General features: G+C 62.7%; 19 protein-coding genes. 7 read left to right on the top strand and 12 right to left on the bottom strand.

Annotated features, from left to right (window positions below):
- Nucleotides 1-29: 29 nt before the first annotated feature.
- Together QCBJ_RS15730 and QCBJ_RS15725 are read left to right on the top strand one after the other, a co-directional pair.
- Nucleotides 30-473 carry a TadE/TadG family type IV pilus assembly protein gene (locus QCBJ_RS15730; RefSeq protein WP_012722017.1) on the top strand — a complete coding sequence of 148 codons (444 nt, stop codon included), beginning with the start codon at nucleotides 30-32 and terminating at the stop codon, nucleotides 471-473.
- Nucleotides 470-3,208, top strand: coding sequence for a PAS domain-containing sensor histidine kinase (locus QCBJ_RS15725; RefSeq protein WP_102061163.1), 2,739 nt, complete (start codon nucleotides 470-472; stop codon nucleotides 3,206-3,208). The genes QCBJ_RS15730 and QCBJ_RS15725 overlap by 4 nt, the downstream gene beginning before the upstream one ends.
- Here QCBJ_RS15725 and QCBJ_RS15720 read toward each other — a convergent pair.
- The 6 genes from QCBJ_RS15720 to pbpC all read right to left on the bottom strand — a co-directional run bounded on the left by QCBJ_RS15720 (nucleotide 3,193) and on the right by pbpC (nucleotide 10,020).
- Entirely contained in the window at nucleotides 3,193-5,139 is a 1,947-nt protein-coding gene (locus QCBJ_RS15720) for a pilus assembly protein TadG-related protein (RefSeq protein ID WP_102061162.1), read from the bottom strand. The two genes, QCBJ_RS15725 and QCBJ_RS15720, sit on opposite strands and share 16 nt — an antisense overlap.
- Before the next feature lie 173 nt (nucleotides 5,140-5,312).
- Nucleotides 5,313-5,870 (bottom strand): DUF4136 domain-containing protein, encoded by a 558-nt coding sequence (locus QCBJ_RS15715; RefSeq protein ID WP_064052160.1) that lies wholly within the window; start codon nucleotides 5,868-5,870, stop codon nucleotides 5,313-5,315.
- A 45-nt stretch (nucleotides 5,871-5,915) separates the two neighbouring features.
- Nucleotides 5,916-6,518 (bottom strand): DUF4136 domain-containing protein, encoded by a 603-nt coding sequence (locus tag QCBJ_RS15710; protein WP_102061161.1) that lies wholly within the window; start codon nucleotides 6,516-6,518, stop codon nucleotides 5,916-5,918.
- Nucleotides 6,519-6,542: 24 nt separating this feature from the next.
- Nucleotides 6,543-7,292 (bottom strand): methyltransferase domain-containing protein, encoded by a 750-nt coding sequence (locus tag QCBJ_RS15705; protein ID WP_012722012.1) that lies wholly within the window; start codon nucleotides 7,290-7,292, stop codon nucleotides 6,543-6,545.
- The gene (locus QCBJ_RS15700) at nucleotides 7,289-7,594 is read right to left on the bottom strand and encodes a MazG-like family protein (protein ID WP_102061160.1); all 306 of its coding nucleotides are present in this window, start codon (nucleotides 7,592-7,594) and stop codon (nucleotides 7,289-7,291) included. The genes QCBJ_RS15705 and QCBJ_RS15700 overlap by 4 nt, the downstream gene beginning before the upstream one ends.
- Nucleotides 7,595-7,689: 95 nt before the next feature.
- On the bottom strand, nucleotides 7,690-10,020 hold the full coding sequence (gene pbpC / locus QCBJ_RS15695) for a peptidoglycan glycosyltransferase PbpC (protein ID WP_102061159.1): 2,331 nt from the start codon (nucleotides 10,018-10,020) through the stop codon (nucleotides 7,690-7,692).
- A 90-nt stretch (nucleotides 10,021-10,110) separates the two neighbouring features.
- Between pbpC and QCBJ_RS15690 the strand changes: the two genes are divergently transcribed.
- Nucleotides 10,111-10,404, top strand: a complete 294-nt coding sequence (locus QCBJ_RS15690) for a hypothetical protein (RefSeq protein ID WP_012722009.1) — start codon at nucleotides 10,111-10,113, stop codon at nucleotides 10,402-10,404.
- 77 nt (nucleotides 10,405-10,481) lie between these two features.
- Here the strand turns inward: QCBJ_RS15690 and QCBJ_RS15685 are convergent, their stop codons facing one another.
- The gene (locus QCBJ_RS15685) at nucleotides 10,482-15,380 is read right to left on the bottom strand and encodes an alpha-2-macroglobulin (protein WP_102061158.1); all 4,899 of its coding nucleotides are present in this window, start codon (nucleotides 15,378-15,380) and stop codon (nucleotides 10,482-10,484) included.
- Nucleotides 15,381-15,679: 299 nt separating this feature from the next.
- On the opposite strand from QCBJ_RS15685, the gene QCBJ_RS15680 reads away from it, so the two are divergent.
- A complete protein-coding gene (locus QCBJ_RS15680; protein ID WP_102061157.1) occupies nucleotides 15,680-17,017 on the top strand; it encodes an MATE family efflux transporter in 1,338 nt (445 codons plus the stop codon).
- Here QCBJ_RS15680 and QCBJ_RS15675 read toward each other — a convergent pair.
- The 5 genes from QCBJ_RS15675 to QCBJ_RS15655 all read right to left on the bottom strand — a co-directional run bounded on the left by QCBJ_RS15675 (nucleotide 16,962) and on the right by QCBJ_RS15655 (nucleotide 22,069).
- Nucleotides 16,962-17,855: an alpha/beta hydrolase gene (locus QCBJ_RS15675; protein ID WP_102061156.1), complete on the bottom strand. Its 894-nt coding sequence runs from the start codon at nucleotides 17,853-17,855 to the stop codon at nucleotides 16,962-16,964. The genes QCBJ_RS15680 and QCBJ_RS15675 overlap by 56 nt on opposite strands.
- Nucleotides 17,856-17,929: 74 nt before the next feature.
- Nucleotides 17,930-19,843 carry an arginine decarboxylase gene (speA, locus tag QCBJ_RS15670; protein WP_102061155.1) on the bottom strand — a complete coding sequence of 638 codons (1,914 nt, stop codon included), beginning with the start codon at nucleotides 19,841-19,843 and terminating at the stop codon, nucleotides 17,930-17,932.
- 143 nt (nucleotides 19,844-19,986) lie between these two features.
- Complete coding sequence (locus QCBJ_RS15665; RefSeq protein WP_012722004.1) at nucleotides 19,987-20,358, bottom strand: translation initiation factor Sui1; 372 nt, start codon at nucleotides 20,356-20,358, stop codon at nucleotides 19,987-19,989.
- Nucleotides 20,359-20,552: 194 nt separating this feature from the next.
- A complete protein-coding gene (locus tag QCBJ_RS15660; RefSeq protein ID WP_012722003.1) occupies nucleotides 20,553-21,089 on the bottom strand; it encodes an NUDIX hydrolase in 537 nt (178 codons plus the stop codon).
- 2 nt (nucleotides 21,090-21,091) lie between these two features.
- Nucleotides 21,092-22,069: a DUF2333 family protein gene (locus tag QCBJ_RS15655; protein ID WP_371916678.1), complete on the bottom strand. Its 978-nt coding sequence runs from the start codon at nucleotides 22,067-22,069 to the stop codon at nucleotides 21,092-21,094.
- 388 nt (nucleotides 22,070-22,457) lie between these two features.
- Between QCBJ_RS15655 and QCBJ_RS15650 the strand changes: the two genes are divergently transcribed.
- From QCBJ_RS15650 to aroQ, 3 genes are all read left to right on the top strand, one after another.
- Nucleotides 22,458-24,128, top strand: coding sequence for a PleD family two-component system response regulator (locus QCBJ_RS15650; RefSeq protein ID WP_102061154.1), 1,671 nt, complete (start codon nucleotides 22,458-22,460; stop codon nucleotides 24,126-24,128).
- A 53-nt stretch (nucleotides 24,129-24,181) separates the two neighbouring features.
- A complete protein-coding gene (locus tag QCBJ_RS15645) occupies nucleotides 24,182-26,143 on the top strand; it encodes a methyl-accepting chemotaxis protein (protein ID WP_012722000.1) in 1,962 nt (653 codons plus the stop codon).
- A gap of 297 nt (nucleotides 26,144-26,440) precedes the next feature.
- Nucleotides 26,441-26,896, top strand: coding sequence for a type II 3-dehydroquinate dehydratase (gene aroQ, locus QCBJ_RS15640; RefSeq protein ID WP_012721999.1), 456 nt, complete (start codon nucleotides 26,441-26,443; stop codon nucleotides 26,894-26,896).
- The last annotated feature ends 12 nt before the right edge of the window (nucleotides 26,897-26,908 follow it).

Raw genomic sequence — 26,908 nt, 5'->3', positions numbered from 1 at the left:
AAGTAGTAGCCGTCAGGGTAGACGCAGTCATGAAAACAAGCCTCCCCAGAAAACAAAAAGGTGCTGCGGCGATAGAGTTCGCCCTGGTCTTCGGGATCTTTTTTGCAGTGTTCTATGGGTTGATCAGCTATACCCTGCCGTTGCTGCTGATGCAGTCCTTCAACCAAGCGGCATTGGAGGCCGTGCGTCAGGCCATGGCGGTGGACCCGGTGGCCGCCGCAGACACCTATCCTACGAAAGTCACCGAGCGCGCCAAAGACACGGTCATGACCCAGTTGGACTGGATCCCCACCAGTTTTCAATTTTCACGTGATTTCGTCAGCGCGACTTACACCGGCACTACACTGAACGTCACGATCAGCTACCCCACCAACCTGCTCTATTCCGTGTTCCCGGTACTGGTGGTGCCGGGCATCGGCACGGTGCCGAATCTGCCGGCCAACCTGTCCGCGCGTTCGAGTCTTCAGTTTTGACCTCGGGGGATAACCTGTTCGGGCGCCTGCTCGGCCGCACCGGCGCCCCGCCCCTCGACACACCCGGCGTGTCCGTGCCAGGGCTGCACCTGCAACTGGACCCTCAAGGCCACGTGCTGAGTATCAGCGGTACCCTGCGCCCACAGCTCGCGACGCACGGGATGGGTGAGACCCCGCCGCTGCTGCGTGAACTGCTGTGTGCCGGCAGCGCCTTGAGTGTCGAAGGCCGCCCCGCAGACTGGCAACACCAGAGCCTGGACCTGGACTTCCAGAGCACGACCGGCCAGGTGCTGCACACCCGTGGCTGGGTCGAACCCGAAGGTGATGTCTGGAGCCTGCGCCTGCTCGACGTGGGGGACTTGCTCGCCGACCGGCAATTGGCCCAGCACCGCGAGCAGAACCATCAACTCATCAGCCGGATGAGCGAGCAACTGCAGCTGTGCAGCCTGAGTCGCTTGCCCGAGGTGTTCAACGAGCACCTGCGCAACCTGGCCCAGCACTGGCAGATCCCCTGTGTGGCCCTGGCGTTGTTCGATGCAGAAGACCAAGGCTGGCGGATCTACAGCCACTACACCGCCCACGACGCGCCCGCCTTGTGGCAGACCGGCCAGCACCTGGGCACCCTGCTGGACAGCGCCAATGGCAGCGCGCCATTGAGCCTGGCCCAGGCGCGCCGCGAACACCCAAGCCTGAACGGTATTTTCGGCAACGCCGACGGGTTCCTGGTGCCCTATCGCGATAGTCAGGGCGTCGCCGCCTGGTTGCTCTGCGGCCTCTACAATGGCCAGCAACACACCCGCGACCGGGAATGGCTGAACCTGACTGCCGCCCTCGCCGCCCCGCTGCTGAGCCGCTTGCGCGAGCAACGCGATCACCAACAGCTCGACCGCATGGACGCCCTGCAAGGCCTGCTCGGCACCGGCTGGTGGGAACTGCTGCCCGCCACCCAGGAAATCCAGCTGGCCCCGCAGCTACAGCACAGCCTCAGCCTGGAGGACGGCCCGACTCGCCAGGCGCTGGGTGTATGGCTGGAACAGATTCACCCCGCCGATCGCCAGGCACTCACCAGCCGCCTGCACGACCTGCAAACCCTCGACAAACCACTGCTGACCAGCGTGCGCCTGCAACGCACCGACACCGAGCACAACCCCCTCTGGTACCGCCTGCAGGGCCACGTGCTGGGGATGGGCGATCAGCGACGCTGGGTCGGTTTCATGCTCGACATCAGCGACATCAAAAACCAGCAACTGCAAGCCGCTGCCGCCCATGCGCGCCTGGATAACCTCATCGCCAGTTCACCGGCGGTGATCTATGTGCAGCGCTATGTCAGCGGCGCCCTGCACCCGGCGTTTTTCAGTGACAGCCTGCTGCCGCTGTTGGGCTGGACGCTGGACGACTGCAACCACGACAGCCTGGCGTCATTGATCCACCCCGAAGACCGCGACCTTTACTTTGAACGTACCCGCCGACTCCTGCGCGAAGGCGCCGTGCGCAGCCGCTACCGACTGCGCGACAAACAGGGCCACTACCACTGGCTGCTGGACGAAGCCAAATTACTGCGTGACGACCTCGGGTTGCCGCTGGAAGCCGTCGGCCTGTGGCTGGATGTCACCGAGGCGACCCTGGCCGCCGAGCAGATCAAGCAGAGCGAAGAGCGCTACCGCATCTTGGTTGAAGACTCGCCGGCGATGATCTGCCGCTATCGCCCGGACCTGACCCTGACCTTCGGCAACACGCCGCTGGCCAACTACCTGGAGTGCCTGCCTGCACAACTGCCGGGGTTGAACCTGGGCCATTGGCTGTCGGATGAACAGCGCCAGGCCTTTGTGCAGCGCATCAGCCAGCTGACCCCGGAATTCCCGGTCAGCACCGCCGAGATCAGCCTGGAATTGCCCGGCCGCGAACATGCCTGGTGGGTGTGGTCGGACCGTGGCGTATTTGACGAACAAGGCGTGCTGGTGGAAGTGCAAGCGGTGGGCCGCGACAACACCGAAGTGCGCCGCTCCCAGCAGCAACTGACCCAGAGCGCCAAGATGGCCACCTTGGGCGAAATGGCCACGGGCCTGGCCCATGAAATCAACCAGCCGCTCAACGTGATGCGCATGGCCATCGTCAATGTGCTCAAGCGCCTGGCCAGCGGTGATGCGCAGGTCGACTACCTCACCGAAAAACTGCAGCGCATCGACGCCCAGGTTCAGCGGGCGGCGCGGGTGGTGGACCATATGCGCGTGTTTGGCCGCCGCTCGGAAATCGAACAACAGCCCTTCGACCCGTCACAGGCGGTGGAAGGCACGCTGTCGCTGCTGGGCGAAGGGCTGCGCGGTAAAGGTGTGGACGTGCGCGTCACCCCGGCGGACTTTACGGTGCAGGTCAAAGGTCATGTCGACCAGCTTGAGCAGGTGCTGATCAACCTGATGGTCAATGCCCGTGACGCGTTGTTGAGCAAACACGAACAGGACCCGGCGTTCCGCCCGTGGATCGCACTGCATTGCGAACATGACAGCCGCCATGTGCGGCTCTGGGTGGAAGACAACGGCGGCGGGATCGACCCCCGGTTGATCGAGCGGATTTTCGAGCCGTTCTTCACCACCAAACCGATCGGCGTGGGCACGGGGTTGGGGTTGTCGGTGAGTTACGGGATTGTGGAGAACATGGGCGGACGCTTGAGCGTCGTCAATGGGCCGGCAGGGGCACGGTTTTGTGTGGAGCTGCCGGTGGATCAGATCACCAGGTAGGCGCGGCCCATATGGCAGCTGAGGTTGGCGCCGACTTCGGCGTTGCCGAGGCTGATGCCCAGGGCTTTGAGCAAGGTGTTGACGATGGGGTCCAGGATCGGCGCGAGCAGGTTCTGGATTGCCCCGACCAATGTCGTCGTGATCGTCGTCAAAAGGCCTGCGACCCCGGCAAGCGCGCCGCTTGAAACAGACCCGCTGGGCGGTGCATAGGTCACTTGGAGACCGGCCAAGGTCCCGCTGAGGCTCGCAACGATATCGCCCGTCGGCAGCAGCGTCTGATAGGTCGGTGCGAGATTCATCTCTGCGACCGGTAAATAGAACAGGTTGCCCGTTTGAGAACCGATAGTGGATTGGGCTTTCAACATAAGCCCGCCCCCTACGTTGGCAGTTCGTGCGCCACAAAGAACCACCAGCAGGCAATGCCTGGAACCGATATCGATCAGGCGTATGGGCTGGACGGCAACGGGTGCCGCCGAAGCAAAGGCAGCCGCCGCATCAATACTGCCGACCGTCAGCGTGGCAAGCGTGGTGCTGGCTTGTACGGTCAATGATTTCGTTGCGCTACTGACACAACTGAAATCAGTGACGTGGCTTTCCGCGCCACCCGCTTCAATCAGAATATCGAGCTTGCTGGCGATCTCGACATCGGTGGAGTCACATGCGACCGCACACAGTACCGAGCTCACCACGCCGGCAAGATTCAAATGCAGCAGGTTGTTGACCACACCGGCAATGGGCGTTGCCAGGCTTGTGACTGCCGAAGCCAGTGCAGAAACCGTCTTCAATACGGGCAATTCGATGGAAATTAAGGTCCTGACCTGCGCGGTCCGTACATAAATTTGATCCGTCGGCGGGTTCTTCGACAACCCCGCCTTGGCCTTCGCGGGATTACCAACCGCCGACATCTGGGGTGGTTCGATGACTTTGGTCTGGATGGAAACACTGCCCACCAAAGGGATATTCAACTGGGCCGCCGCGTTCACCGCATTCTTGCTGCTGGAAAGCTGCGCCGCCGTCTGTAGCAACTGGAACAACTGGATATTGGTATTCAAGGCAGCCGCCGGCGTGCCTGTCGTCATCTTCAACAAATCGCCGACGGTCAGCAACTTGGTATTGGGCGCAATCGCCTGGATCTTGATCGTATCGTTGATCACGGCCGCTACCGCAGAACCGTTTTTTTGCATCACCTTCACCACGGCATCGATCAAGTCGTTAGCTGAAACAGCGGTCGCCAGTAAAGCTTCGTAGTCACCCGCCTTTACGTTCAATTTGAGCGCCAACTGGTCCAGATAGCCGAGCAGGTTTACGCTGGTATCCGCCAACCCCTTCCAACTGGTCGCATCGAGCGTAAGCGTGCCCCCTAGCAAGCGACCGATCACCACGTTCAAAATGGCTGACTTGCTGGAGTCAATCGTGCCCAATGTGCTGCGAATCGTCAGTTGCGCCACTGGCGGCGCATACGCGGCCACGGCGGTCGCACTCAGCATCATCTGGCTGGAAACCGGGGCGCCGCTGAACATGCTCCAGATACCCGTGGCAATGCTGGTCATCACGCTGCGCGTGGCAACCACGCGTACGGCATCGTTTTTGGTCGCGTCAGGGGTAAACACACGCACGCTGTTGGCATTGGTCGTTAATAGGCCGCAGGTCACGACCAGGCCACGACTGTTGTCGCCGGCGACCACGGTGAAGCCATTGCGCGTGGCGTTTTCCTTGGCGTAGTCGTTCGCGGTGGTGGTGGGGCTGCACAGGCCGCCACGACCGGCGGCTTCCAGGGCCGAAGTGTCGGCGATGGACTGCAACTTGCGCTTTTCCATGTACAGGCGGCCGCTGTCCACCACCAGTAGCATGAAGACCAGCGCCACCGCCAGGGTGCCCGCTGCCATCAAGCCAATCGCACCGCGCTGCCTGGAACGAAGTCGGGGAGACATCAGGCACTCCTTAGCGCTTACTCTCCGTAGTTGCTTGGAGTGTAGACAAAGGCTGGCCAGTCGCCACAGATTGATGAGGTTTGGTGGGGTGATGGGGCTGCTTCGCAGCCCAGCGCGGGGCAAGCCCGCTCACCACAATAAAACCAGGTCCCACACAAAACCGTCGGAGGGGTTTAGTGGGGTGGGTAGCTGGAGAGGATGCGGGTGACGGTGGTGCGGATGGCTTTGTCGCGATCCTGGGGGTTGGGCGAGCTGGCCATCATTTGTTCGTCGCTGCCGCGCCAGACCAGTTTGCCGTCCTTGCCGTCGAGCAGGTCGATCTGGACGGTCGCCACTTTGTAGGTGATGTTGCGCGTTTCGTTGTACATCGGCGCGCCCCAGTAGCCATTCCATGGGCCGCCCCAGGCGCCGCCGTAGTTGGTGGTGACTTGTTGCTGGCGATCTTCGACGATCAGGTAGGCCTGCACATTGAGGTCAGCCTTGCTGCCCGGCGCGGCTGGGCGCAGGCCGCGCTGATCAAGCTGTTCACCCACGGCTTGGCGGATGCGTTGTTCGGTGAGGTCACTCTTGATGCGCGGATCATCGGGGCGGTATTGCAGGGCCGGGTCTTTCCAGGCCCAACTGCGGTAGGCGCCGAAGTCTCGACTGGCATCAAAGTCGTGGTTGACCTGGCTGGTCTGGCAACCGCCCAGCAACAGGACGACAGCTAGCGTAGCGATACGACGAAACATGGTTGTTCTCCAAAGAGCGACCCGCGCTTGAGATGAGAATAGCGGTTAACTGGGAGGGTACGCCGTCATCGCCTTTTGCACCGCCTGGCGCAAGGCATCGCCCCGCTCGCTGAGGCTGCCCTGGCTGCCGGTTTCGGCGCTGGCACTCCACACCGGCTGACCGGAGCGGGCATCGAACAGGTTGACGCGAACCACCACGACCTGGACCTCATAGGTGCGCACGATCGGCACCGAGTTGTACATGCCGTAGCCATTGCCATAGCGGTTATAGCCGCCGTAACCGTAGCCGTAGTCGTCCTGGACCTGCTTGAGGCGCTTCTCCAGGCGCACGTCGGCGCTCACCAGCAGGTCCGCAGGGCGGTTGTCGTGCAAGGGGCGCAGGCCGCGTTGGTCGAGGGCACCGCTGACCGCCTCGGCAATCTGCGCCGAATCAGCCCAGGCCGTTCCTGCCGGCAGTTGGCCGTTGCGCCAGGCCCAATTGCGGTAAGCGCCGTAGTCGCGCACCGGCGCTGGGTAGGCGCTGGCATCAAAGGTGTTGGCCGCCTGGGGCGGCGCCAGCGGGATCGGCGCCGAGGTGGCGACATAAGGGTTGGGACTTGAACAGGCGCCCAACCCCAGGGACAACAGGATCAAACAGAGACGACGCATTTCGACCTCCGCAGACTGGGCCGCTTAAACCGGACGGCAGATCCAGTGCAAATAACGCCCAAGTCCGGCAAAGCTTGGGTGACGACGGTGAGCGAGTTCCATCTCCAGAAGGTCCTGCAAATCCGCGCGGGCCTGGAATTCCACCGGCATATAGTCATGAAATACCCGCACACCACTTTGGCTTTCGACCTGCCAAAGGTCTACGAGTTGCGCCGCCAACTCACGCGGATCGAGCGGTTGTTGCGGCGTGAGGCTCTGCTTTTCGCCGGCCATGTCGTTCTTGCGCATTTTGCGGAAGTGGCCTTTGAGCAGGTTGCGATAAATCAGCGCATCGCGGTTGTAGAACGCCAACGACAGCCAGCCGCCGGGGACCGTGAGTTGGTGCAGCACCGGCAGGATCGCATGGGGTTCGGCCAACCATTCCAGCACGGCGTGGCACAGCACCACGTCGTAGGGTTCGGTGAGCTGGCCCAGCAGCGCTTGCCATGGCGCATGGATAAAAGTTGCGGTCTGCCCGGCCTCGGCGAAACGTTGGCGGGCGCCTTCGAGCATCGGCTCGGCAGGTTCGGCCAGGGTGACCGCGTGGCCTTGCTCGGCCAGCCACAGCGACATATGGCCCAGCCCCGCGCCGATATCCAGTACACGCAAGGGGCGCTTGGGCAGGGCTTCGGTCAAGTCGGCCTGGAGCACAGCCAGGCGAATCGCCCCTTTGGCACCGCCGTAGATTTTCTCGGCGAAACGCGTGGCCAACTGGTCGAAATGGCGGTCACTCATTGGGCAAACCGCCGTTCGCTGTCGGCCAGTTTGGCGCGCACCACCTCGTTCATGTCCAGGCCCAACTCGCTGCACAGCAACAGCAGGTACAGCACGACATCGCCGACTTCCTGCCCGGCATGGGCGAGCTTATCGGCAGAGAGCTGGCGCGATTGGTCTTCGGTCAGCCATTGGAAGATTTCCACCAACTCGGCCATTTCGACGCTGGCGGCCATGACCAGGTTTTTCGGGCTGTGGAATGGCTTCCAGTCGTTGTTATCGCGGATGCGGTGCAGGCGTTCGGTGAGGTGTTCGAGGTTCATGCGGGGGCTCCTGAAGGTGGATAGCTTCGGGGGGAATGGCCTTGAAGGCAAGTGAACCTTCAGATCGCTATCGGGGGCAAGCCCCCGATGGCGATCTAATCAACGACGCTGAACTCAAGCCTGGCAGTTTGCCCGGCTTCGTCGAGGACGCTGAGTTGATAGCGGCCCAAGCGCTCGAAACTGGCGTTGATGAAGTCCTGGTTAGCGCTGTCGCCCAGGGGCACGCCGTTGAGGAACCACCAGCGCCGCCCGCTGCCGCCCAGGGCGGAGATTTTCAGGCGCAGGGCTTGTTGACTGGCGGCAGGCAGGCGCAGTTGGTCACCTTCGCGGATACCGACAATCGACAGCGGTGACGACGCGGCCAGCGCCGGTGGCGGGCAATCGGGGTCCGCCGCGGGGATGCGCGCTTCGCGGCGCTCGGCCCTGGGCAGCCAGGGCTCCAGAGGCGCGGGCCACAGGGCGATGGTCTTGGGCTCGGCGCCAGGGCAATGGGCGTCGACCCGCAAGCCCTTGGCATTCACCCACACACTTTCCATCAAGCCCACGCTCAACGGTTGGTCCAGCGCCTGCAACGTCGGCGGCGTGGTGTGGTCCAGCGTCCAGGCGAAGCGCTGGCGCCGGCAATTGGGGTCGCTGCGGCTCATGGGCTGGCCCAACGGCCAACAGATCGCCGCCACGCCGACATTCGCCGGCACCGGCTTGACGGGCGCGCTAATGCCCCGCTGGCTGTCGCGGTTGGTCAGCACATCGTGCACCTGCAACATCAACGGCGCTGCGGAGGCCAGGCCGAACTGGCCGGGCACCGGTGTGCCGTCCGGTCGGCCGATCCACACACCGATCAAATAACGCGGGCCGACGCCAATCGCCCAGGCATCGCGAAAGCCATAGCTGGTGCCGGTTTTCCAGGCCAGCACGGGACGCTGCACCAACTCGGCACGTGGGTCGCGGTCCGGCCGCGCCTGGCCACTGAGGATGCGCCGCACAATCCAGGCGGCCCCTGGCGACAGTAACGGCCGCTCCCTAAGCGTATCGTCCGGCTGTAATCGAATATTGGCGCTCCTGCCGTCCCGGGCGAAGGCGCTGTAGCCGCTCACCAGATCTTCGAGGCGACTGCCTGCGCCGCCCAGGATCAGCGCCAGGTTCGGCTCGGCCAATGCGGGCAATGCCAGAGGCACGCCGCCGATGCGCATCTCGGCGGCAAACCGCTTCGGCCCATAGGCTTCCAACAACTGCACCGCCGGCAGGTTGAGCGAACTGGACAGCGCCGTGCTCGCCGGCACCGCACCGGTAAAACCCATCGAGAAGTTGCCCGGACGGTAATCGCCATAACGCCTGGGTACGTCCTGCAACAGGGATTCGGAGTGAATCAGCCCATCGTCCAGGGCCATGCCATAGAGGAAAGGTTTCAAGGTGGAGCCCGGCGAACGCAGGGCGCTGATCATGTCCACATGGCCAAAGCGCTTGGCATCATTGATGTCCACCGAGCCGAGGTAGGCACGCACGGCCATGGTTTCTTCCTCCACCACCAGAATGGCGGCGGAGGTGTGCTCCGGCAAACGCGCGCGCCAGCCCAGCAGCAGGTCTTCAAGGCGGCGTTGCAGGGTGGCGTCCAGGGTGGTGCGGATCAGCGGCGGGCTGTCGGGACGGTTCAGGCGGCGCGCGAGCAACGGCGCCAAGCTCGGTTCCAGGCGCGGGGCAAGCAGCAGCGGTTCTTCCAGGGCTTCGTCGACGGCAGCTTGCGGCCACACCTGGAACTCGGCGAGTCGACGCAACACTTTGTCACGGGCCTCCTGGGCGCGTTGCGGGTGACGGTCCGGACGCAAACGGCTGGGCGCCTGGGGCAGCACGGCGAGCAAGGCGGCTTCGGCATGGGTCAGCTGTGAAGGCGATTTACCCAGATACGCCCAACTGGCAGCCGCCACGCCTTGCAACGTACCGCCAAACGGTGCGCGGTTCAGGTAGAGGTTAAGGATTTCTGCCTTGGAGAGGTGCCATTCCAACTGCGCCGTGCGCCACAACTGGCGCAACTTGCCATGGAACGTGCGCGAATGCGGATCCAACAACCGCGCCACCTGCATCGACAAGGTGCTGCCGCCCGACACCACCCGCGTGCCGGTGAGGTTCTGCCACGTCGCCCGTACCAGCGCCAGTGGGTTTACGCCGGGGTGCTGGTAAAACCAACGGTCTTCATAGGTCAGCAACGCCTCCAGGTAATACGGCGACACCTCGCGGGTCTGCACCGGATAACGCCACACCCCATTGGCATCGGCAAACCGCCACAACGGCGTGCCATCCTCAGCCAGCACCACCCGCGCCAGATCGTCCTGGGGCAGGGGCAACGGCCAGATGCGGTCGGCCAGCCATAGCAAGGCGATCACCAACAAAAGGCTGGCCAGGGTCCAGCGGGCAACTAAACGCAAACTCAAACTGGCAAACCTCTATGCTTATAGGGAACTAGCCTGTTGCAATAACAACCAAAGGCACAGACACGCCCACCCTCTCATCAGGACACACACATGCAGGTAGAAAGCTTTTTCGGATGGTTGGGCCAAGCGCTCGGTTCCGTCATCCGCTTTATCGTCGACGGACTCAGCGGCCTGTTCGGTGCCCTGACCAACGCCGGTGGCAACTTCATCGACGGCCTGTCCCGCACGTTGGGCATGGACACCTCGATCATCAGCATCATTACCCTGATCATCGGCCTGATGCTGCTGTACTCGGCCGTGCGTGCCTTCATGCGCGCCTCGATCATCATGGGCATCATCTGGCTGCTGCTGGGCCTGTGGCTCCTGAGCTGGGTCGTCCACTGACCCAAAAGCACCACACATCACCTGTGGGAGGGGGCTTGCTCCCTCCCACATTTGCACCCAGTTCCGTCATTTAAATATCAGCGCCCTTTGATCACCAGATCCGCCGGCGTCTCTCCCACCGCCTGCCAGTTCGGCCGGTACATCGACTCCACCTGCGGCGGCGGTACGCGGTAAGTGCCCGGTGTCACGGCACGCGCCAGGTACAGCAGGTGCGTCGTGCCAGAGCCTTCCAGATTGATCGCCGCCACGTAGCGGTCGTCCCTGAACTCCTGATGCTTGAGCGACGCGTTCTGCATCGACTCACGCCACTCCTTCACCTGGCTGCTGGCGTTTTCCAGGCTGGCGGCACTTTGCGCCAGGTTCTGGTTTTCCAGTTCCAAACCGGCCGGGAGCAAATCCACCACAAGGGCATCCGGCACACGCTGCTTGGCACTGACCGCCAGATGCACCAGCACCAGATCACCGCTGTTGAGGCTGCGCAGGTTCAGCGGCTGGCCGTTCATGCCCAGGTATTCGCGACGGATGCTCAGGTTGTCACCGCCAGGCGCGGGTGGCACCTGTGGATAACCCGAGATCGTCAGTTGCTGGTACACCGGTGTCTCACCCTGATTACTCAGGCTCAAGTCGCTGGACAGCCACTTGCCCTCCAACGCCAGCGTCGGTTGCTGATTATTCAATTCCTGCACACCGCCACTGCCGGTGAGCGACACCTGCCAGTTCGCATCCGGCTTGGCGAACCCGAGGCGCCCGGCCAGGAACAGCGCGTTACGCTCCTGGGTCGACAGATACGGGCTGGCGGCCAACTGGTCCGACAGGGTGAACAAGCGCTCCTCACGCTTACCTTTGGCCAGGTCGTTCTCTTCCAGCAGCGCCAGGATCATCGCCTGGTCCCGCAGCGGGCTGCCGTAGTCGGCCAGCCATTCATTGGCATTGCGCTGTGCCGCCAGCCCGGCGAGCAAGGCTTGGTCCGCCCGGGGTTGGTCGCCCATCTTCTGCAATGCGATGGCCAACTGCACGAGCGGCAAACCGGAGCGCGCATCGCTGCGTCGTTCGAAGATGCTGCGCAGCGCCCCCAGCGGCGCCTGCTGACTGCGCGCCAGCACCATGCCGGCGTAGGCCTGCACGGCAAAGCGGGTGTGGTCGGCGTTATCGCTGTAGTCGACGTCGATCAGGTTACGCTCCTGCACATACCGCAGCAGGCGCTCGCTGGCCTTTTTCAACGCTTCAGGCGGCACCGCAAAACCCTGGTCACGAGCACGCAGCAGGAAGTCGGTGACGTAAGCCGTCAGCCAGTATTCTTCTTCGCCATCAGCGCCCCACAAACCGAAGCTGCCGTTGTAGCGCTGCATGCCCAGCAGGCGTTCGATGCCCAGCTCGATCTTGCGTTTACGCTCGCTGTCCGACTCGCCTTTGATCGACAGGCGCTTGAGCAATGCATCGTCGGCATACAGCGACGGGTACAGGCCGCTCGCGGTCTGCTCCAGGCAACCGTAGGGGTAAGCCTTGAGTGCACTGATCTGCGCACCGAGGTTCAGCGGTGGCCGGCTCGACAGGCTCAGCAGTGCCTGGCGCCCCGAGGCATCGAATTGATCCAGGGTGCCCACCGGCAGAGTCCATGGCTGATCCTTGAGCACTGCACGGTAATGCTTGAGCAGCGCCGGGTACGCAGGCCGCACGCCCAGGGTCCATTCACGGGTGAACGGCGGCAGGGTCTCGCCCGGCAGGTCCAGGCCGTTCACTGTCACCTTGACCTTGCCCTGGCCCAACCCGCCCCACGCTTTCACTGGGATGCGCAGGGTGGTGCGCTGGCCTGGTTTCAGCTCAACGGTTTGCGCGCCACTGTTGACCAACTCCAACTGCCCGTCGGCGCTCAGTTGCACCTCCAGCTTCTGCGCCTTGCCCGACAGGTTGGACAGGTCCAGCGCCAATGTCGTCTGGTCCCCCCCGGCGAGGAAGCGCGGTGCCGACAGCTCGGCGATCAGCGGCGCGGCGATCACCGTTTTGGCTTCGGCCATGCCATAGCGATCATCGGTCCAGGCCTGGGCCATCAGGCGCAGTTCGCCGTTGAAGTCGGGAATGTTGACGCTGACTTCGCCCTCGCCTTGCTCATTCAAGGTCACCGGCGCGCTTTGCAGGGCGACGATGGTCACACTGGTGTCAGGGCGCTTGCCGCCCTTGGCCAACGCCGCGTCGCCACCAAACGCCAGGCTGGCCAGGCGGCCCTGCCCGGCTTCGATCAACTGGCCATAAATATCGAATTGGTCCACGCCGTAGGCCTTGCGGCCGAACAGGCTGGAGTACGGGTCCGGCGTCGGGTATTCAGTGATATTGAGGATGCCCACGTCCACCGCCGCCACCAACACATGCACCTGCTTGGGCACGCTGCCATCGGCATTTTTAGCAGCGATCTTCACCGTCAGCGGTTGTTTGGGGCGCATTTTTTCCGGCGCGGTGAGGGTCACGCCCAGTTTGCGTTGGGTGCGATCCAGCGGCAGGTGCAGCAGGCCTACTGCACGTTTGGGGGTGATATTGGCTTTGCGCTCGCCCGGGCGAATCACCAAGGCGCTCACGTACAGGTCATGGCGCGACCATGTCGGGTCGAGCTTCACAGCGAAGCTTTTGCCTTCGGCCGGCACATCGATTTCCTGCCACCACAGCGGCCCTTCGGCAGACTCCACCAGCAGGTAGCCTTTACCGGCCGCCGGCGGCGTGACGGTGACGTTGGCTGTGTCGCCATCGCCATACGCCGGTTTATCCAGCGCCAGCTTGACCTGGTCCGGCCGCACGGCACCGCCTTCGGTGTTGTCCTGAGCCTGGTAGCCGGCCCAGAAACGCAAGCTGCTGACCAAGCCGGTCTGCGGGTCTTCCACTTCAACGCGGTAAGGGCCCCACTCCACCTGGAAGCTGACCTTGGCGGTGTCGCCGGCCTTGATGTTCAGGGTCTGTTCGTCGAGGTTGAGGAATTTCTCGTTGAAGTGATAGCTCCAGCCATCGTTCTCGGAGTAGTTCCAGTAGTAATCGCGACGCTCGCGCACCAGGCGCACCTTGAGGTTTGGCGCGGCGAGTTTCTGCCCGTCCTGGTTGGCCAGCAGCACTTCGAATTCCGCCGGGCCATCGCCGTTGGTTTCCGTGCCGTCAAACAACCCGCGCAGGCCCGGCAGTTGCTCGGCCGGCCAGATCGGCTGCACCAGGCGCCGCGTGATCGGCCGCCCGCCCGACTCTTGCAGGCTGGCCTGTACGATCAGTTGCAGCGGTGACTTGGCCTCGGCCCATTTGCTTTCCAGGGTCAGTGCTTCCTGGCCCTTGGCGTCGAGCACGCTCTCGTCCAGCTCGAAATCCTGGCTCAGCTCTTCTTCGGTGACGGAACCGAACTGGTAACCGGGCAGCGACTTGACCGCTTCGCGCAGCGGCCGCACATAGACTTGCCCACTGACCCGGTTGCCCGACGCAGGCGCGCCGTACAGGTAACGACCGTTGACCTGGATCACCGCGTCGTCTGCCGGGCTCAACGGCGTGTCACTGCCCTTGAGTTCCAGCGCCAGGCGCTCGGGCAAGAAGTCTTCGACAAGGAATTCATACAACTGCGGCTTGCCATCACCCAGGTCGAACACCAACTGCCAGCGCCCGGTCGGCGCTTCGCCGGCCAGTTGCAGTTGATATTGATAGAGGCCGGAGGCATCGGCATCCCACACGAATTTGCGGCTCACCTGTTCATCCGGGCGACGCACTTCGACGCTCACCGGCTGCGGTTTGACGGCATTGCCATCCTTGTCCCGCAGCAAGGCGTTGAGCAGCACGGTTTCGCCGGGGCGATACAGGTCGCGCGGACCAAAGACAAAGAACTGCAATGGGTGGGACGGTTGGCCGCCAATGTCGAACTCGGCCAGGTCCAGCGCGGCGCTGTCGAGGCGCAGCATACTGGTCTGTTCGCCCTGCTTGGCGAGCAGCACCTGGGCTTTTTTCGGCAAAGGCAACTCAGCGTGGCCCCCCTTCTCGGTCTTGCCCTGGGCCAGCACGCGGCCCTCGGCGTCGAGCACCTCTAGGTCGACGCCATCCAGCGCCTTGCCGCCTTCCAGCGCCTGGGTAAACACGTCCAGGCGATTGGCGTAGCGGTGCACCGACAGGCCGATATCACTCAAGGTGAACAGCGTCGCCGGTTGGGAATAGTTGTAGGTGCCCGAGGCACGCATCACCGCCAGGTACACGCCCGGCTGCTGCAATTGCTTGAGGCCGGCGATCGGCAGCAACAGGGTTTCGCGGGTGTTGCGTGCCGGGTTCAGGTCGAAACGACCGCCGTAGACCAAATCGGCCAGCGGCAGCAGTTCGCGGGACTCATAGCTTTGCAGGCTGGTGTTGCGCCCCCACTGCGCCAGGAACGACGGCAAGGACTCGGGCTTGATGCGGAAGAACTCGACGTCGATCTTGTCGACGTTCAGCGCGATCACCGGCAGGCCTTCGGCCAGGCGCGTCGGCAGCAGCGTGCCACGGCTGGCGAAACCGACGGTGGCTTGCAGGTCGCGGGTTTCCAGGCGGGCGATGTACTCGGCGGGCAGCAGGTTGTTATTCACGGCCTTCACACCGGGGTCAACCGTCAGCACCAACTTGCGCTGCGGCTCCAAGTGACGCAGGCGCAGCTCCATCAGGTTGTCGGAGATTTCCCAGGCACCATCGACCTTGCCCGACTTGCTGTCGACCAAGTGAAGTTTGTCAGCGAATTTCTGATCGGGATCCAACGGAATGGAAAAGCTCACCGACAAGGTACTGGCCCCGTCGAGCTGCACCTCGGACACATCCACCACGCTCAATTCACGCCCGGCGTAGCGCTGCTTCAGCGCCGCCACATCCACGGCGGCCTTGGCCGGCTTGGGGGCAACCGTCGCTGCCGCAGGCGCGGTCGGAGCAGCCGGTTTATCGGAGGAATCACAGGCGCTCAGCAGGGCCAGCGCGCAGGCAAGGAACAGTCCTTTGTTAAGCATGGGGAACTCGTCGTGAGAGGGATCCGAGGGGTGAACTATATATCAGCCCGAGTGGGGCCGATGAGGTGCCGGTCACATTGACCGACGGAGGGTGGTTTGGTTCTTGAGGGAACGCGAGCGGAGCCAAATCCCACAAACGCTGACGATCCAAATGTGGGAGGGGGCTTGCCCCCGATGGCGGTGGGTCAGCTCCAGATTCACCCACTGACAGACTGCCATCGGGGGCGAGCCCCCTCCCACATTGGTTCTGCAGTGACATTAAGGGCCCGTTACAATGCCGCTCCTCTGAAGGAGCCCGCATGCACACCCTACTCACCGACTGGCGCCACCGCCCCACCCACCGCCGCGTCTGGGCCCTGGCTGCGCCGATGATCCTGTCGAATATCTCGGTGCCCCTGGTGGCCCTGGTCGACAGCATGGTCATCGGCCACCTGCCCCATGCCCATCAACTGGGCGCCGTGGCGGTCGGAGCCAGCCTGTATACCTTTCTTGCCTGGGCCATGGGCTTCCTGCGCATGGGTTCCACCGGCTTTGCCGCGCAAGCCGCCGGGCGCAACGATGGCGCCGCACTGCGGCAAATCCTGCTGCAAGGCCTGCTGCTGGCGCTGGGCCTGGCGATGCTATTAGGCACAGTGGGCATCCCCCTGAGCCATCTGGCCCTGGAATGGATGCAACCCTCTCCCGAACTGAATCAACTGACCCAGGACTTCTTCCACACCCGCCTGTTCGGCCTGCCCGCCGCGCTGGCCAGCTACGCACTGGTCGGCTGGTTCCTCGGCACTCAGAACGCCCGCGCGCCCTTGGCGATCCTGCTGACCACCAACCTGGTCAACATCGCCCTCAACCTGTGGTTCGTCCTTGGCCTGGATTGGGGTGTGGTCGGTTCGGCGCGCGCGTCCGTTGTCGCCGAATGGACCGGCGCCCTGCTCGGCCTGGCGCTCACGCAAAAAGCCCTGCGCGCCTACCCCGGCCATCTCGCCTGGGCGGCGTTGAAACGCTGGGAGAGCTGGCGCCCGCTGCTGGCGGTCAACCGCGACATTTTCATCCGCAGCCTCGCGCTGCAATCGGTGTTTTTCATGATCACGGTGCAAGGCGCCCGCCTTGGCGACGCTACCGTGGCGGCCAACGCGCTATTGCTCAACGGCCTGTTACTGACGGCCCACGCCCTGGATGGATTGGCCCACGCGGTCGAAGCCCTGTGCGGTCACGCGATCGGCGCCCACGACCGCCCATCCCTGCGCCGCTCACTGGTGGTGGCCGGCGGTTGGTCACTGATCGCCAGCGTTGGTTTTGCCCTGCTGTTCACCTTCGCCGGCCACCTGTTTATCGCCATGCAGACCGATATCCCCAGCGTGCGCGAAACCGCCGACATCTACTTGCCCTATCTGGCGCTACTGCCGTTGATTGCAGTGTGGAGTTACTTGCTGGACGGCTTGTTCATCGGTGCGACCCGCGCACGGGAAATGCGCAACGGCATGCTGCTGACCCTGTTGCTGACGTTGCCAATCGCGTGGGCGTTGCAGGGTTTGGGGAATCACGGCCTGTGGATAACCTTCCTGCTGTTCATGGCCCTGCGCAGCCTCACTTTGTGGGCGATTGCCTGGCGATTGAACCGGCAGGATCAGTGGCTTGGATAAACGCCGTGACCCGATCCAGTACCGGTGCCAGCCAGCGCAGCGGCTTGGAGAGCGCGGCCACCAGCGTCTGGTGATTGGTCTTGCCGAAGTAGAAGGTTTCAACCGGCACGCCCGCCGCCCGCAACGTGTTGGCCAGGCCGCCGGTATTACGCGAGGGGTTGACCAGCTTGTCGTCGGTCGAGGCCATCAACAGGCTCGGCGGTGCGCCGGCGCTGACGTGGTTGATCGGCTGGGAATCCTGCGGTGAATCGGGGAAGAAAAACACCGGTTTTACCTCCGGGTTTTCAATCGGCAGGAAGTCATAAGGCCCAGCCAGGCCGATCCAGCCCTTGAGCATCGACGGTGACAGGTTCACGTGCTCAAGCCATCGCGCGTCCAGCGCGAGCATGGCAGCATTGTACGCACCGGAGCTGTGGCCCATCAGGTAGAGCTGCTGCGGGTCACCGCCGTAGTCGGCGATGTGCTGATGGGTCCAGGCCACCGCTCGGGCGCCGTCCTGGAGAAACGCGGGGTAGCGCACTTGAGGGTAGAGCCGGTAATCGGCAATCACTACGACAATGCCACGTGAAGCCAGGGCTTCGCCGACGAAACCGTAGTCATCCCTGGAGCCGCTGTTCCAGCTGCCGCCGTAGAAGAAAACCACCACCGGCGCGCTGGAGATAGCAGGCGCAGGCCGGTAGACATCGAGTTTCTGGCGGGAATCATCGCCGTAGGCGATGGCAGCGGTTTTGGTGAAGGTATCGGAAGGGGTGAGGGCGTTGAGGACTTTGATCGGGGAGCAGGCGGCCAAGAATGCTGCCATTGCCAGGGTGAGCACCTGCAGCCATTGACTCAACATTGCTCAGCCCTCAGACAATTTCAGGATTAGCACTGCGTCAAAAGTAGGAGGGGGCAAGCCCCCTCCCACATTTTTTACGAGGACAGGTAGGACGAACGCGTCAGCCCCAGACGCAAGGCATCCAGGAACTGCGTACGCTCCGCCGCACTGATCTTCGCGCTCGCACACTTGTCACGGTAATGCGTCATCAGCTCTTCCGGCGACAAATGCACATAGCGCAGCATGTCTTCGATGGTGTCGTGCGTCTCGATCCCGGCGCTGTACACCGAACCATCTTCACGCTGGTAGATATTCACCGAGTCGGTGTCGCCGAACAGGTTGTGCATGTCCCCCAGGATTTCCTGGTAAGCCCCCACCAGGAAGATACCCAGCAAGTAGTCTTCACCTTCGTTCAAGCCATGTACCGGCAAGCTGGTTTCGATGCTTTGCTCGTCGACGTACTGCTTGATCTTGCCGTCCGAGTCGCAGGTCAGGTCTTGCAGCACGGCACGGCGCAGCGGCTCTTCGTCGAGGCGGTGCAGCGGCAGGATCGGCAGTACCTGGCCGATGGCCCAGGTGTCCGGCAGGCTCTGGAACACCGAGAAGTTGCAGATGTACTTGTCGGCCAGCTTGTCGTTGAGTTCATCCAGCACCTGGCGGTGCGAGCGCTGGCGGGCTTTCAACGAGTTGTGCAGGCGGCGGCACACGGCGAAGTAGCACTGTTCGGCCAGGGCTTTTTCGGCCAGGGTCAGTTTGCCGTCGGCGTACTGGGTGGCCACATCGCTCATGTAGTGGGTGGCGCGCCAGTAGGTTTCGGTGACCATCTCGATGTCGGTCGGGCCCAGCAGGTCTACCAGCCATTGCACGGTTTCCGGCAGGTTTTCCTTGTTTTCGATGACCGGGATTTCGTCGTTGTGTTTCTCGACGTCGGTCACCTGCACCACCAACATGGCGTGGTGCGCGGTCAGGGAACGCCCGCTTTCGGAGAAGATGTTCGGGTGCGGCAGGCTCTGCGCGTCGCAGAACTCCTTGAGCATGCCCACGACCACCCCGGCGTAGTCGTCCATGTCGTAGTTGATCGAGCTGGCGTTACGCGAGTGAGTACCGTCGTAGTCCACGCCCAGGCCACCGCCCACGTCGATGTGGTCCACTGGCAGGCCGAGGTTGCGCAACTCGCCGTAGTAACGGATGGCTTCCTTGAAGCCGTGCTGGTAGTCGGCCAGGTTGGCGATCTGCGAACCCATGTGGAAGTGCAGCAGGCGGATGCCCTGGTCCAGGCCCGCCGCGCGGAAGCGCTCGACCACGGACAGCAACTGCGCCGCCGACAGACCGAACTTGGACTTCTCGCCACCGGTGTCCGCCCACTTGCTCGACGCCAGCGACGACAAGCGCACGCGCAGGCCGACCTGGGGCTTGACCTTAAGGCTGGCAGCCTCTTCGATCACCAGCTCAACTTCAGATTCTTTCTCGATCACGATGAACACATTGTGGCCGAGCTTCTGGCCCATCAGCGCGAGGCGGATGAACTCACGGTCCTTGTAACCGTTGCAGACGATAGTGCCGCCCTTCGGCGCCAGGGCCAATACCGCCAGCAGCTCAGGCTTGGAGCCGGCTTCCAGGCCGATGGACACGTTCTGGGTGGCGATGATGTTCTCGATCACCGCTTCCTGCTGGTTCACTTTGATCGGGTACAGCGCGGTGTACTTGCTCTGGTACTCGAGGCGCTCGATATTCGAATCGAAGGCACCGGTCAATTGGCGTACGCGATCTTGCAGGATGTCAGGAAAGCGCACCAGCAACGGCAGGGACAGGCCGCTTTTACGCAGTTCATCGACCTGCTCGTACAAGTCGACGGGCGTACTGTTCGGACCGTTCGGACGAACTTCTACGCGACCGGCTTCATTGATCGCGAAATAACCGGCCCCCCAATGGCGAATCCCGTAAACACTGCGGCTGTCCGCAACTGTCCATTGGCTGCCATCGTCTTTGCGTGTGCGTCGTACGGACATCGAAGTCCCCTATATATGAAGTCGAAGGCACCGCCCCTGGTTCGAGGCTGGCGCAGTCTAAAGAATGAAAATGACGATTTGCCTGCAAGCAAGGTAGACCCCACGCGCAGGACAGAGTTTAGACACAGGTTGGGAAGAGGCTTTCAGCCGCCGGACTTCTTGGCCTTGTACCCGAGCTTGATCAGCTCGGCCAACAGCAACTCGACGTGATCGCCCTGGATCTCGATGACCCCGTCTTTCAACGCGCCACCGGTGCCACAGCGCTTTTTCAGCGTGGTGGCCAGTTCCTTCAGCGCCTCTTCGGCCAACGGCACGCCAGTGATGGTGGTCACCGTCTTGCCGCCACGGCCTTTGCTTTCGCGGCGCACGCGGGCAATACCGTCGCCTTCAGGGATCAGGGTCTGTTTGCAGGTACACGAATCCACGGGCTGACGACAGTCCGGGCAGTGTCGACCTGCATCGGTGGAAAATACCAGGCCACCAAGGGCGGCGAAGGATGCGGCTTTTTTGGCCACCGGCAATCCTCTTGGGAGGACAAAGACTGGCCAGCGCTCGGCTCTGGTTAAAGGAGGCGAGTCACCAACCGCGAAGCCCCACTCAGGCAGGGGCAGCGCTACCGAACCACCAGGGTGGTTCGGGTGAAAAGTCGCGCAGTGTAACCACAAAAAGCCGACTTGCTAAGAGCCAAATGGCGCCAATTTATGCAACTTTAGCGACGTGAGGCCAGATAACGTCGCAGCCCCTCTTGGGCGTCCGGGCAGTAAGGCTTTTGTTCGGCCTCCTGCAGGACAGTACCTATAGGCAAAAAGCGCGCTTCCATGACCTCTTCCGGCTGCAGGCGCAGCGGCCCATCCCAGACTGCCGAGTAGGATTTGCACCAGAGCCGGCTGTCGCCATCTTCGAAGTAGAAATGGTCATGTTCGACCAATTCCACCCCGCCGACACCCAACTCTTCTTCCAGCTCTCGGGCAGCAGACACGGCATAGGATTCACCCGCCGCGACCATCCCACCCGCCGCTGTGTCCCAGAAACCGGGGTACATGGCTTTGCTCAGGGTGCGCCGGTGCACACACAGCTCACCGGCCGAATTGAACAGGAAGATAAAGGTGCAACGGCCGATCAACCCGCGCTGGCGCAGATCGGCCCTGACAAGACTGCCGAGCAGAGTGTCCTGCTCATCGACCCAGCAGATCAGTTCGGCATCGGAAGCCGCGCGGTGGGCGGCCTCCTTTTGAGTAGCGTCCATCATCAACCTTGGTTGAGCAGCTGACGCAAATCGATCACCGCAGCGTTAGCCCGGGAAATGTAGTTGGCCATCACCAGCGAGTGGTTGGCCAATACGCCAAAGCCGCTGCCGTTAAGGATCATCGGGCTCCACACCGGCTCTTGCGAGGCCTCCAGCTCACGAATGATCTGGCGCACGCTAACGGTGGCGTTCTTCTTGGCCAGCACGTCGGCAAAGTCGACTTCGATGGCGCGCAGCAGGTGCGACAGGGCCCAGGCCTGGCCGCGTGCTTCGTAGAACACGTTGTCGATCTGCATCCATGGGGTTTCCACCACTTCTTCATCGACCTGCGGCACTTCACCCGGAGCCAGGGCTTCGGTTTTCAGTGCGGTGTTGAGTTTTACCCGGCCGACACTGGCCGACAGGCGTTGCGACAGCGAGCCCAGGCGGGTGGCGACATCGCCCAGCCAGTTGTTCAGGTTATCGGCACGCGCGTAGAACAGTGCGCCGCGTTGGTTCGGGTCGGACAAGCGCGCTTCATAGCGGCTCAGGGAATTGATGCCTTCCTGGTATTCCGACTCACTGGATGGCAGCACCCAGCTCTTGTTGTCGAAGTTGAAGCGCGGCTCGGCCTTGGCCAGATCGGCGTCTTCGGCCGACTGCGACTGCGAGCGGGCGAAGTCTTTACGCAGGGCGCGGGTCAGGTCGCGCACCTGCACCAGCACGCCATATTCCCAGCTCGGCATGTTGTCCATCCACAGGCCTGGCGGGAAACGGTCGTTGGAAATGTAGCCGCCGGGCTTGTTCAGCAAGGTGCCGACCACGGTCTTGAGGGTTTCGACGGTGGTAAAGCCCACCACCATCTGCTTGCCTTCTTTTTCGGCGGCAATCTGTGCGTTCTGCTGGACCGGAAACAGTGCCGGCTCTTCGCTCCAGTACCAGCCCAGGGCGCCGGTGACCAGCAGGTACAGGCCGAGCACGCTGAGCACGGCACGGCTCATCAGCACGGTACGAAGATAACTGCGGTTGGCCGACTTGGGCTCAGGGGCGGGGCCTTTGGCACTGCCTGCACGGTTTTTCCAGTCCAGCATGGCGATATCCTTTCAATCACTTGAGTTCATGCACTTGAATTGATGGCGTGCGTTCAAACACTCCGACCACAACCCTACCCCATCGTGCCCGCCCGTGCGGGGCTTTTCACCAAACTGGCGCACAGAGGGTATTCGACTATAAAGGATGCACGCTTTTTACGCTGCGCGACCACCGGGTCAGCAACTGAATACCCGGAACACACAGTTTATTGATGCATGACACTCATCCCAAGGAAAAGAGGTGCTAGCATAGAGCCATCAGTCGACCTCAGCATGCACCCTAACTAGTAGTCAGGATATGACCGAGCCAGAAGACCCCAGCCGTGAGCGTCTCAAGCAGCATTTTGCCCAGCGGGTAATTCATCAAGCACGTCAAATTCTTGAGATCTGGCAGCGCCTGCAACGCAGCGAGTGGTCCGGCACCGACCTTTCCGAACTCAGCGAGGCCAATTTGCGCCTGCTGCGGTTTGCCGAGCGCTTCGAACAACCGGAACACCGCCAGCTGGCGCAACACATCGGCGACTCCCTCAAGGCAGTCGACGACAACCGTGGGCGCCTCAGCAGCCACCTGATCACCGAACTCAATCGCTTGATGCAGCGTCTGTCTCGCACCGGCCTGCGCCAGGGTGACCAGCTGGAACAAACCTTCCTGCCGCCGATGCGCAAGCCGATCTACGTCATGCTGGCCGATCACGACCGCGCCGAGCGGCTGGCCAAGCAGCTGGAATTCTTCGGTTTGAGCGCCCAATCCCTCGACAGCGTGGCCGCGTTTCGCGCGGCGATGGCCGAGCGCCTGCCTTCGGCGATTGTGATGGACGTGGATTTCTGCGGCACCGGCCTGGGCCTCAAGCTCGCCGCCGAAGCCCAGGAAGGCCTGGAGCACAAACTGCCGCTGCTGTTCTTCAGCCTGCACGAGACCGACACCCCTACCCGGCTGGCCGCCGTGCGCGCCGGGGGCCAGGAATTCCTGACCGGGACGCTGGAAGCCTCTAGCCTGTTGGAAAAAATCGAAGTGCTGACCTGCGTCGCCCAGTACGAGCCGTATAAGGTGCTGATCATCGACGATTCGCGGGCCCAGGCGCTGCACACCGAGCGGCTGCTCAACAGCGCCGGTATCGTCACCCGCACGCTGATCGAACCGATCCAGGCCATGGCTGAGCTGGCGGACTTCCAGCCCGACCTGATCATCCTCGACATGTATATGCCCGCCTGTACCGGTACCGAACTGGCCAAGGTGATCCGCCATAACGACCGTTATGTCAGCGTACCGATCATCTACCTGTCGGCCGAGGACGACCTGGATAAACAACTGGACGCCATGAGCGAAGGCGGCGATGACTTCCTCACCAAGCCGATCAAGCCGCGCCACCTGATCACCACCGTGCGCAACCGCGCCGCTCGCGCACGCAACCTCAAGGCACGGATGGTGCGCGACAGCCTGACCGGCCTGTACAACCACACCCACATCCTGCAACTGCTTGAAGACTGCAGCTTCCGCGCACGCCGCGAGAACAAGCCGCTGAGCTTTGCCATGCTGGATATCGACCACTTCAAGCGGGTCAATGACAGCCACGGCCACCCCATGGGTGACCGCGTGATCAAAAGCCTGGCGCTGTTTCTCAAGCAGCGCCTGCGCAAGACCGACTACATCGGGCGCTACGGCGGCGAAGAGTTCGCCATTGTGATGCCGGACACCGACCTGGAATCGGCCTGCAAGGTGCTGGATGAAATCCGTGGCCGCTTTGCCGAAATCCACTACCCGGCCCAACCGCAGGATTTATGGTGCACGTTCAGCGCCGGGCTGGTGGAGCTGTGCGACGACTCCGACAGCCTGATGATGGCCGCCCAGGCCGACGAGGCGCTGTACCGCGCCAAGCACGCCGGGCGCAACCGCGTGCAGGCTGCGCGCGCATCAAAGCAAAGTGCCATCTTTTCACCGGAATCCACTGATTCGGTCATAACGCTGTAACGCAAACGCAATAACTTCAGGCACTTATCTTTTGCTGTCGGTTGATACCACGCATGCGCCTGAAGCTGCTGACCAATCTCAATACCCTTCTTCTGGTGGCCGTGTGCCTGGCGCTGGGGGCGACGCTGTGGTGGTCGCAACGGGCGCTGGAGCGGCCTTATCTGCTGATGGAACGTTACCTGGGCCTGTCGCAGACCTTCCAGAACCAGGCTGCACGCAACATCGACGACTACCTGGCCAGTGGCGATGCCTTGCGCCTGAGCAGCGCCGGCCAGAGCCTGGAAAGCCTGTTGCAGCATCTGGATGAACTGCCTGCGGACCTCGCACAAAACCTGCGGCCCAGCCTGGTCGACTTGGATGCGTTCAGCAAGACCGACTTGCTGGCTGCCGGCAAGCTGGCTGGCGACCCACAAGCCTTGCTGCTGCAGGCCGAGCGCGAATTGGGCGCGAACCTGGAGCAACTGAGCCAATACGCCAGCGGCGTGAATTCTGCCGAAGCTGCGCGTTACTTGCCCCCACTGCTGGCGGCATCCCAGCACCTGGCCAAGCTGTCCCTGGCCCGCGACAAACTGGTGAGCAGCGGGCGCGCGGAATTGGCCACGGATGTGGAGCGCGAAGTCGCCAATATCCGCACCCAGGCCGACCTGTTGGAGCAACTGCCCTTGCTGGGGGTGAAGGCCAGTGCCGAATCCGGCGCCGATGATTTCTCCGCCATGATGGGCTTGGAAAACAGTGAAAAAGCCGAAGCCCAGGACACCGGTGTCGACCTCAAACGCGAACTCAACAGCCTGCTGACCCGCTATCCCGCTGAACTCAAGCGCACCCGCGAACAAATCCAGCAACGCGCTGACCTGGCCGCCCGCACCCGCCTGAAAATCAACGCCGTGCAGGAGGCCATTGCGGGCCTGGAACCGGTTGTGCGCGCACAGCACGGTGCGATCCAGGGCGAAGTGCGTGTGATGCAAGGGGTGATGATCGGCCTGATCCTGCTGATCGCGCTGCTGATCGACACCCTGCAACGACGCTTGGCACGGGTGCTGACCAACCTGGCACCCGCCCTGTCGACCTGGGCCGAAGGTGACTTCAGCCGGCCGATTGCCTTGGGCAAGACCAACCGCGAACTCCACGATATCGAAGCCTCGCTGAACCGCCTGCGCGCCTACCTGGTGGACCTGGTCGGCACGATTCGCGGCAATGCCGAGGAGGTCGCGGGCAGCAGCCGCGCCCTCGCCGAACTGAGCAGCGGCCTGCACGACGGCGCCGAACGCCAGGCTGGGGACACGGCGCAGATCCGCGATTCGCTGGGTGAACTGGAAGCGACCATCCAGCAAGTCGCCGGCGATGCCAGCCAGGCCGCCGGCGCCAGCCGCAGCGCGGGCCAGGCGGTGGAGCAAGGCCAGCGTGTGATCGGCCTGAGCCTGACCGGGCTGCATGCCCTGGTGGGCGAAGTGCAACAAAACGCGCAGATGATCGAAAAACTCGCCGAAGAATCGGCCACCATCGGCGGCGTGCTGACGGTGATCCGCTCGATTGCCGACCAGACCAACCTGCTGGCCCTCAACGCGGCTATCGAGGCCGCCCGCGCCGGTGAAGCCGGCCGTGGGTTTGCCGTGGTCGCCGACGAAGTCCGTTCCCTGGCCCAGCGCACTGCCGGCGCCACCGCAGAAATCCAGACCCTGATCGCCGGTCTGCAAAGCGCCGCCCACCAATCGGTACAAGGCATGCGCGCGCAGGTCGAACACGCCGAAGCTACCGCCCAGCAGGCCCAGGCCGCGGATGGCGCGCTGGATGAAATCGTCGGCGCCATCCAGACCATTTCCGAAACAGCCGTGCGCATCGCGGATGTGACGGCACAGCAAAGTGGTGCCGTCAGTGAGATTCGCGACAACAGCGAGCGGATTCACCAGTTGGGCGAGGATAATCTGCTGCGCATTGGCCAGGGCCGCAGCCAGGGCGAGCATTTGCTGGTGCTGGGTGGGCAGCTCAATACGGCGGTGCAGGCCTTCCGCGTCTGACCTGATCTATTGCCCCGTGGAGATCAAAAGGTGGGAGGGGGCTTGCTCCCGATTGCGGGGTGTCAGCCACTGTATGTGTTGACTGATGCACCGCCATCGAGAGCAAGCACCCTCCCACATTGATCTCCACCGGATTCAACGCTGTCTCGCCAATGACCGGATCCCGGCCCGTAGTCACAAATTTTGCGCAATCCTCGCTAATCGTGCCGCCTACTGCATAGAACTGGACAGTCACAAAGGCTTTGCGGCATAGTCGCCGAGTTCTGCCGTACCCACATCAATAACAAGGAACAGCCGATGGCGACCTTACTGGTTCTTCACGGACCCAACCTGAACCTGCTCGGCACCCGTGAACCGGGCGTCTACGGGGCAGTGACCCTCGATCAGATCAACCTCGATCTTGAACGCAGGGCGCGTGAAGCCGGCCACCATCTGCTCTACCTGCAAAGCAATGCCGAGTACGAATTGATTGATCGCATCCATGCCGCACGCGGCGAAGGCGTGGACTTTATCCTGATCAATCCCGCCGCTTTTACACACACAAGCGTTGCATTACGTGACGCGTTGCTGGCGGTGAGCATCCCATTCATCGAAGTGCATTTGTCGAACGTGCACAAACGCGAACCTTTCCGCCATCACTCTTACTTCTCCGACGTAGCGGTAGGAGTGATCTGCGGCCTTGGCGCCAGCGGTTACCGACTGGCCCTGGAGGCCGCCCTGGAACAGCTTGAACAACCGGCCAAGCGCCCCTGACCGACCCTTGGG

Source organism: Pseudomonas sp. QC2 (assembly GCF_002859085.1).
Taxonomy (GTDB): Bacteria; Pseudomonadota; Gammaproteobacteria; order Pseudomonadales; family Pseudomonadaceae; genus Aquipseudomonas; species Aquipseudomonas petroselini.
The sequence above is the reverse complement of the archived record's forward strand: the minus strand, read 5'-3'. Positions and strand labels throughout refer to the sequence as shown.

What these genes read in the sequence shown, in the direction of transcription:
- QCBJ_RS15730 (WP_012722017.1), top strand. Translation starts at nt 30, where the DNA reads ATGAAAACAAGCCTCCCCAGAAAACAAAAAGGTGCTGCGGCGATAGAG.
- QCBJ_RS15720 (WP_102061162.1), bottom strand. Translation starts at nt 5,139, where the DNA reads ATGTCTCCCCGACTTCGTTCCAGGCAGCGCGGTGCGATTGGCTTGATG.
- QCBJ_RS15715 (WP_064052160.1), bottom strand. Translation starts at nt 5,870, where the DNA reads ATGTTTCGTCGTATCGCTACGCTAGCTGTCGTCCTGTTGCTGGGCGGT.
- QCBJ_RS15710 (WP_102061161.1), bottom strand. Translation starts at nt 6,518, where the DNA reads ATGCGTCGTCTCTGTTTGATCCTGTTGTCCCTGGGGTTGGGCGCCTGT.
- QCBJ_RS15705 (WP_012722012.1), bottom strand. Translation starts at nt 7,292, where the DNA reads ATGAGTGACCGCCATTTCGACCAGTTGGCCACGCGTTTCGCCGAGAAA.
- QCBJ_RS15700 (WP_102061160.1), bottom strand. Translation starts at nt 7,594, where the DNA reads ATGAACCTCGAACACCTCACCGAACGCCTGCACCGCATCCGCGATAAC.
- QCBJ_RS15690 (WP_012722009.1), top strand. Translation starts at nt 10,111, where the DNA reads ATGCAGGTAGAAAGCTTTTTCGGATGGTTGGGCCAAGCGCTCGGTTCC.
- QCBJ_RS15685 (WP_102061158.1), bottom strand. Translation starts at nt 15,380, where the DNA reads ATGCTTAACAAAGGACTGTTCCTTGCCTGCGCGCTGGCCCTGCTGAGC.
- QCBJ_RS15680 (WP_102061157.1), top strand. Translation starts at nt 15,680, where the DNA reads ATGCACACCCTACTCACCGACTGGCGCCACCGCCCCACCCACCGCCGC.
- QCBJ_RS15675 (WP_102061156.1), bottom strand. Translation starts at nt 17,855, where the DNA reads ATGTTGAGTCAATGGCTGCAGGTGCTCACCCTGGCAATGGCAGCATTC.
- speA (WP_102061155.1), bottom strand. Translation starts at nt 19,843, where the DNA reads ATGTCCGTACGACGCACACGCAAAGACGATGGCAGCCAATGGACAGTT.
- QCBJ_RS15660 (WP_012722003.1), bottom strand. Translation starts at nt 21,089, where the DNA reads ATGGACGCTACTCAAAAGGAGGCCGCCCACCGCGCGGCTTCCGATGCC.
- QCBJ_RS15655 (WP_371916678.1), bottom strand. Translation starts at nt 22,069, where the DNA reads ATGAGCCGTGCCGTGCTCAGCGTGCTCGGCCTGTACCTGCTGGTCACC.
- QCBJ_RS15650 (WP_102061154.1), top strand. Translation starts at nt 22,458, where the DNA reads ATGACCGAGCCAGAAGACCCCAGCCGTGAGCGTCTCAAGCAGCATTTT.
- QCBJ_RS15645 (WP_012722000.1), top strand. Translation starts at nt 24,182, where the DNA reads ATGCGCCTGAAGCTGCTGACCAATCTCAATACCCTTCTTCTGGTGGCC.
- aroQ (WP_012721999.1), top strand. Translation starts at nt 26,441, where the DNA reads ATGGCGACCTTACTGGTTCTTCACGGACCCAACCTGAACCTGCTCGGC.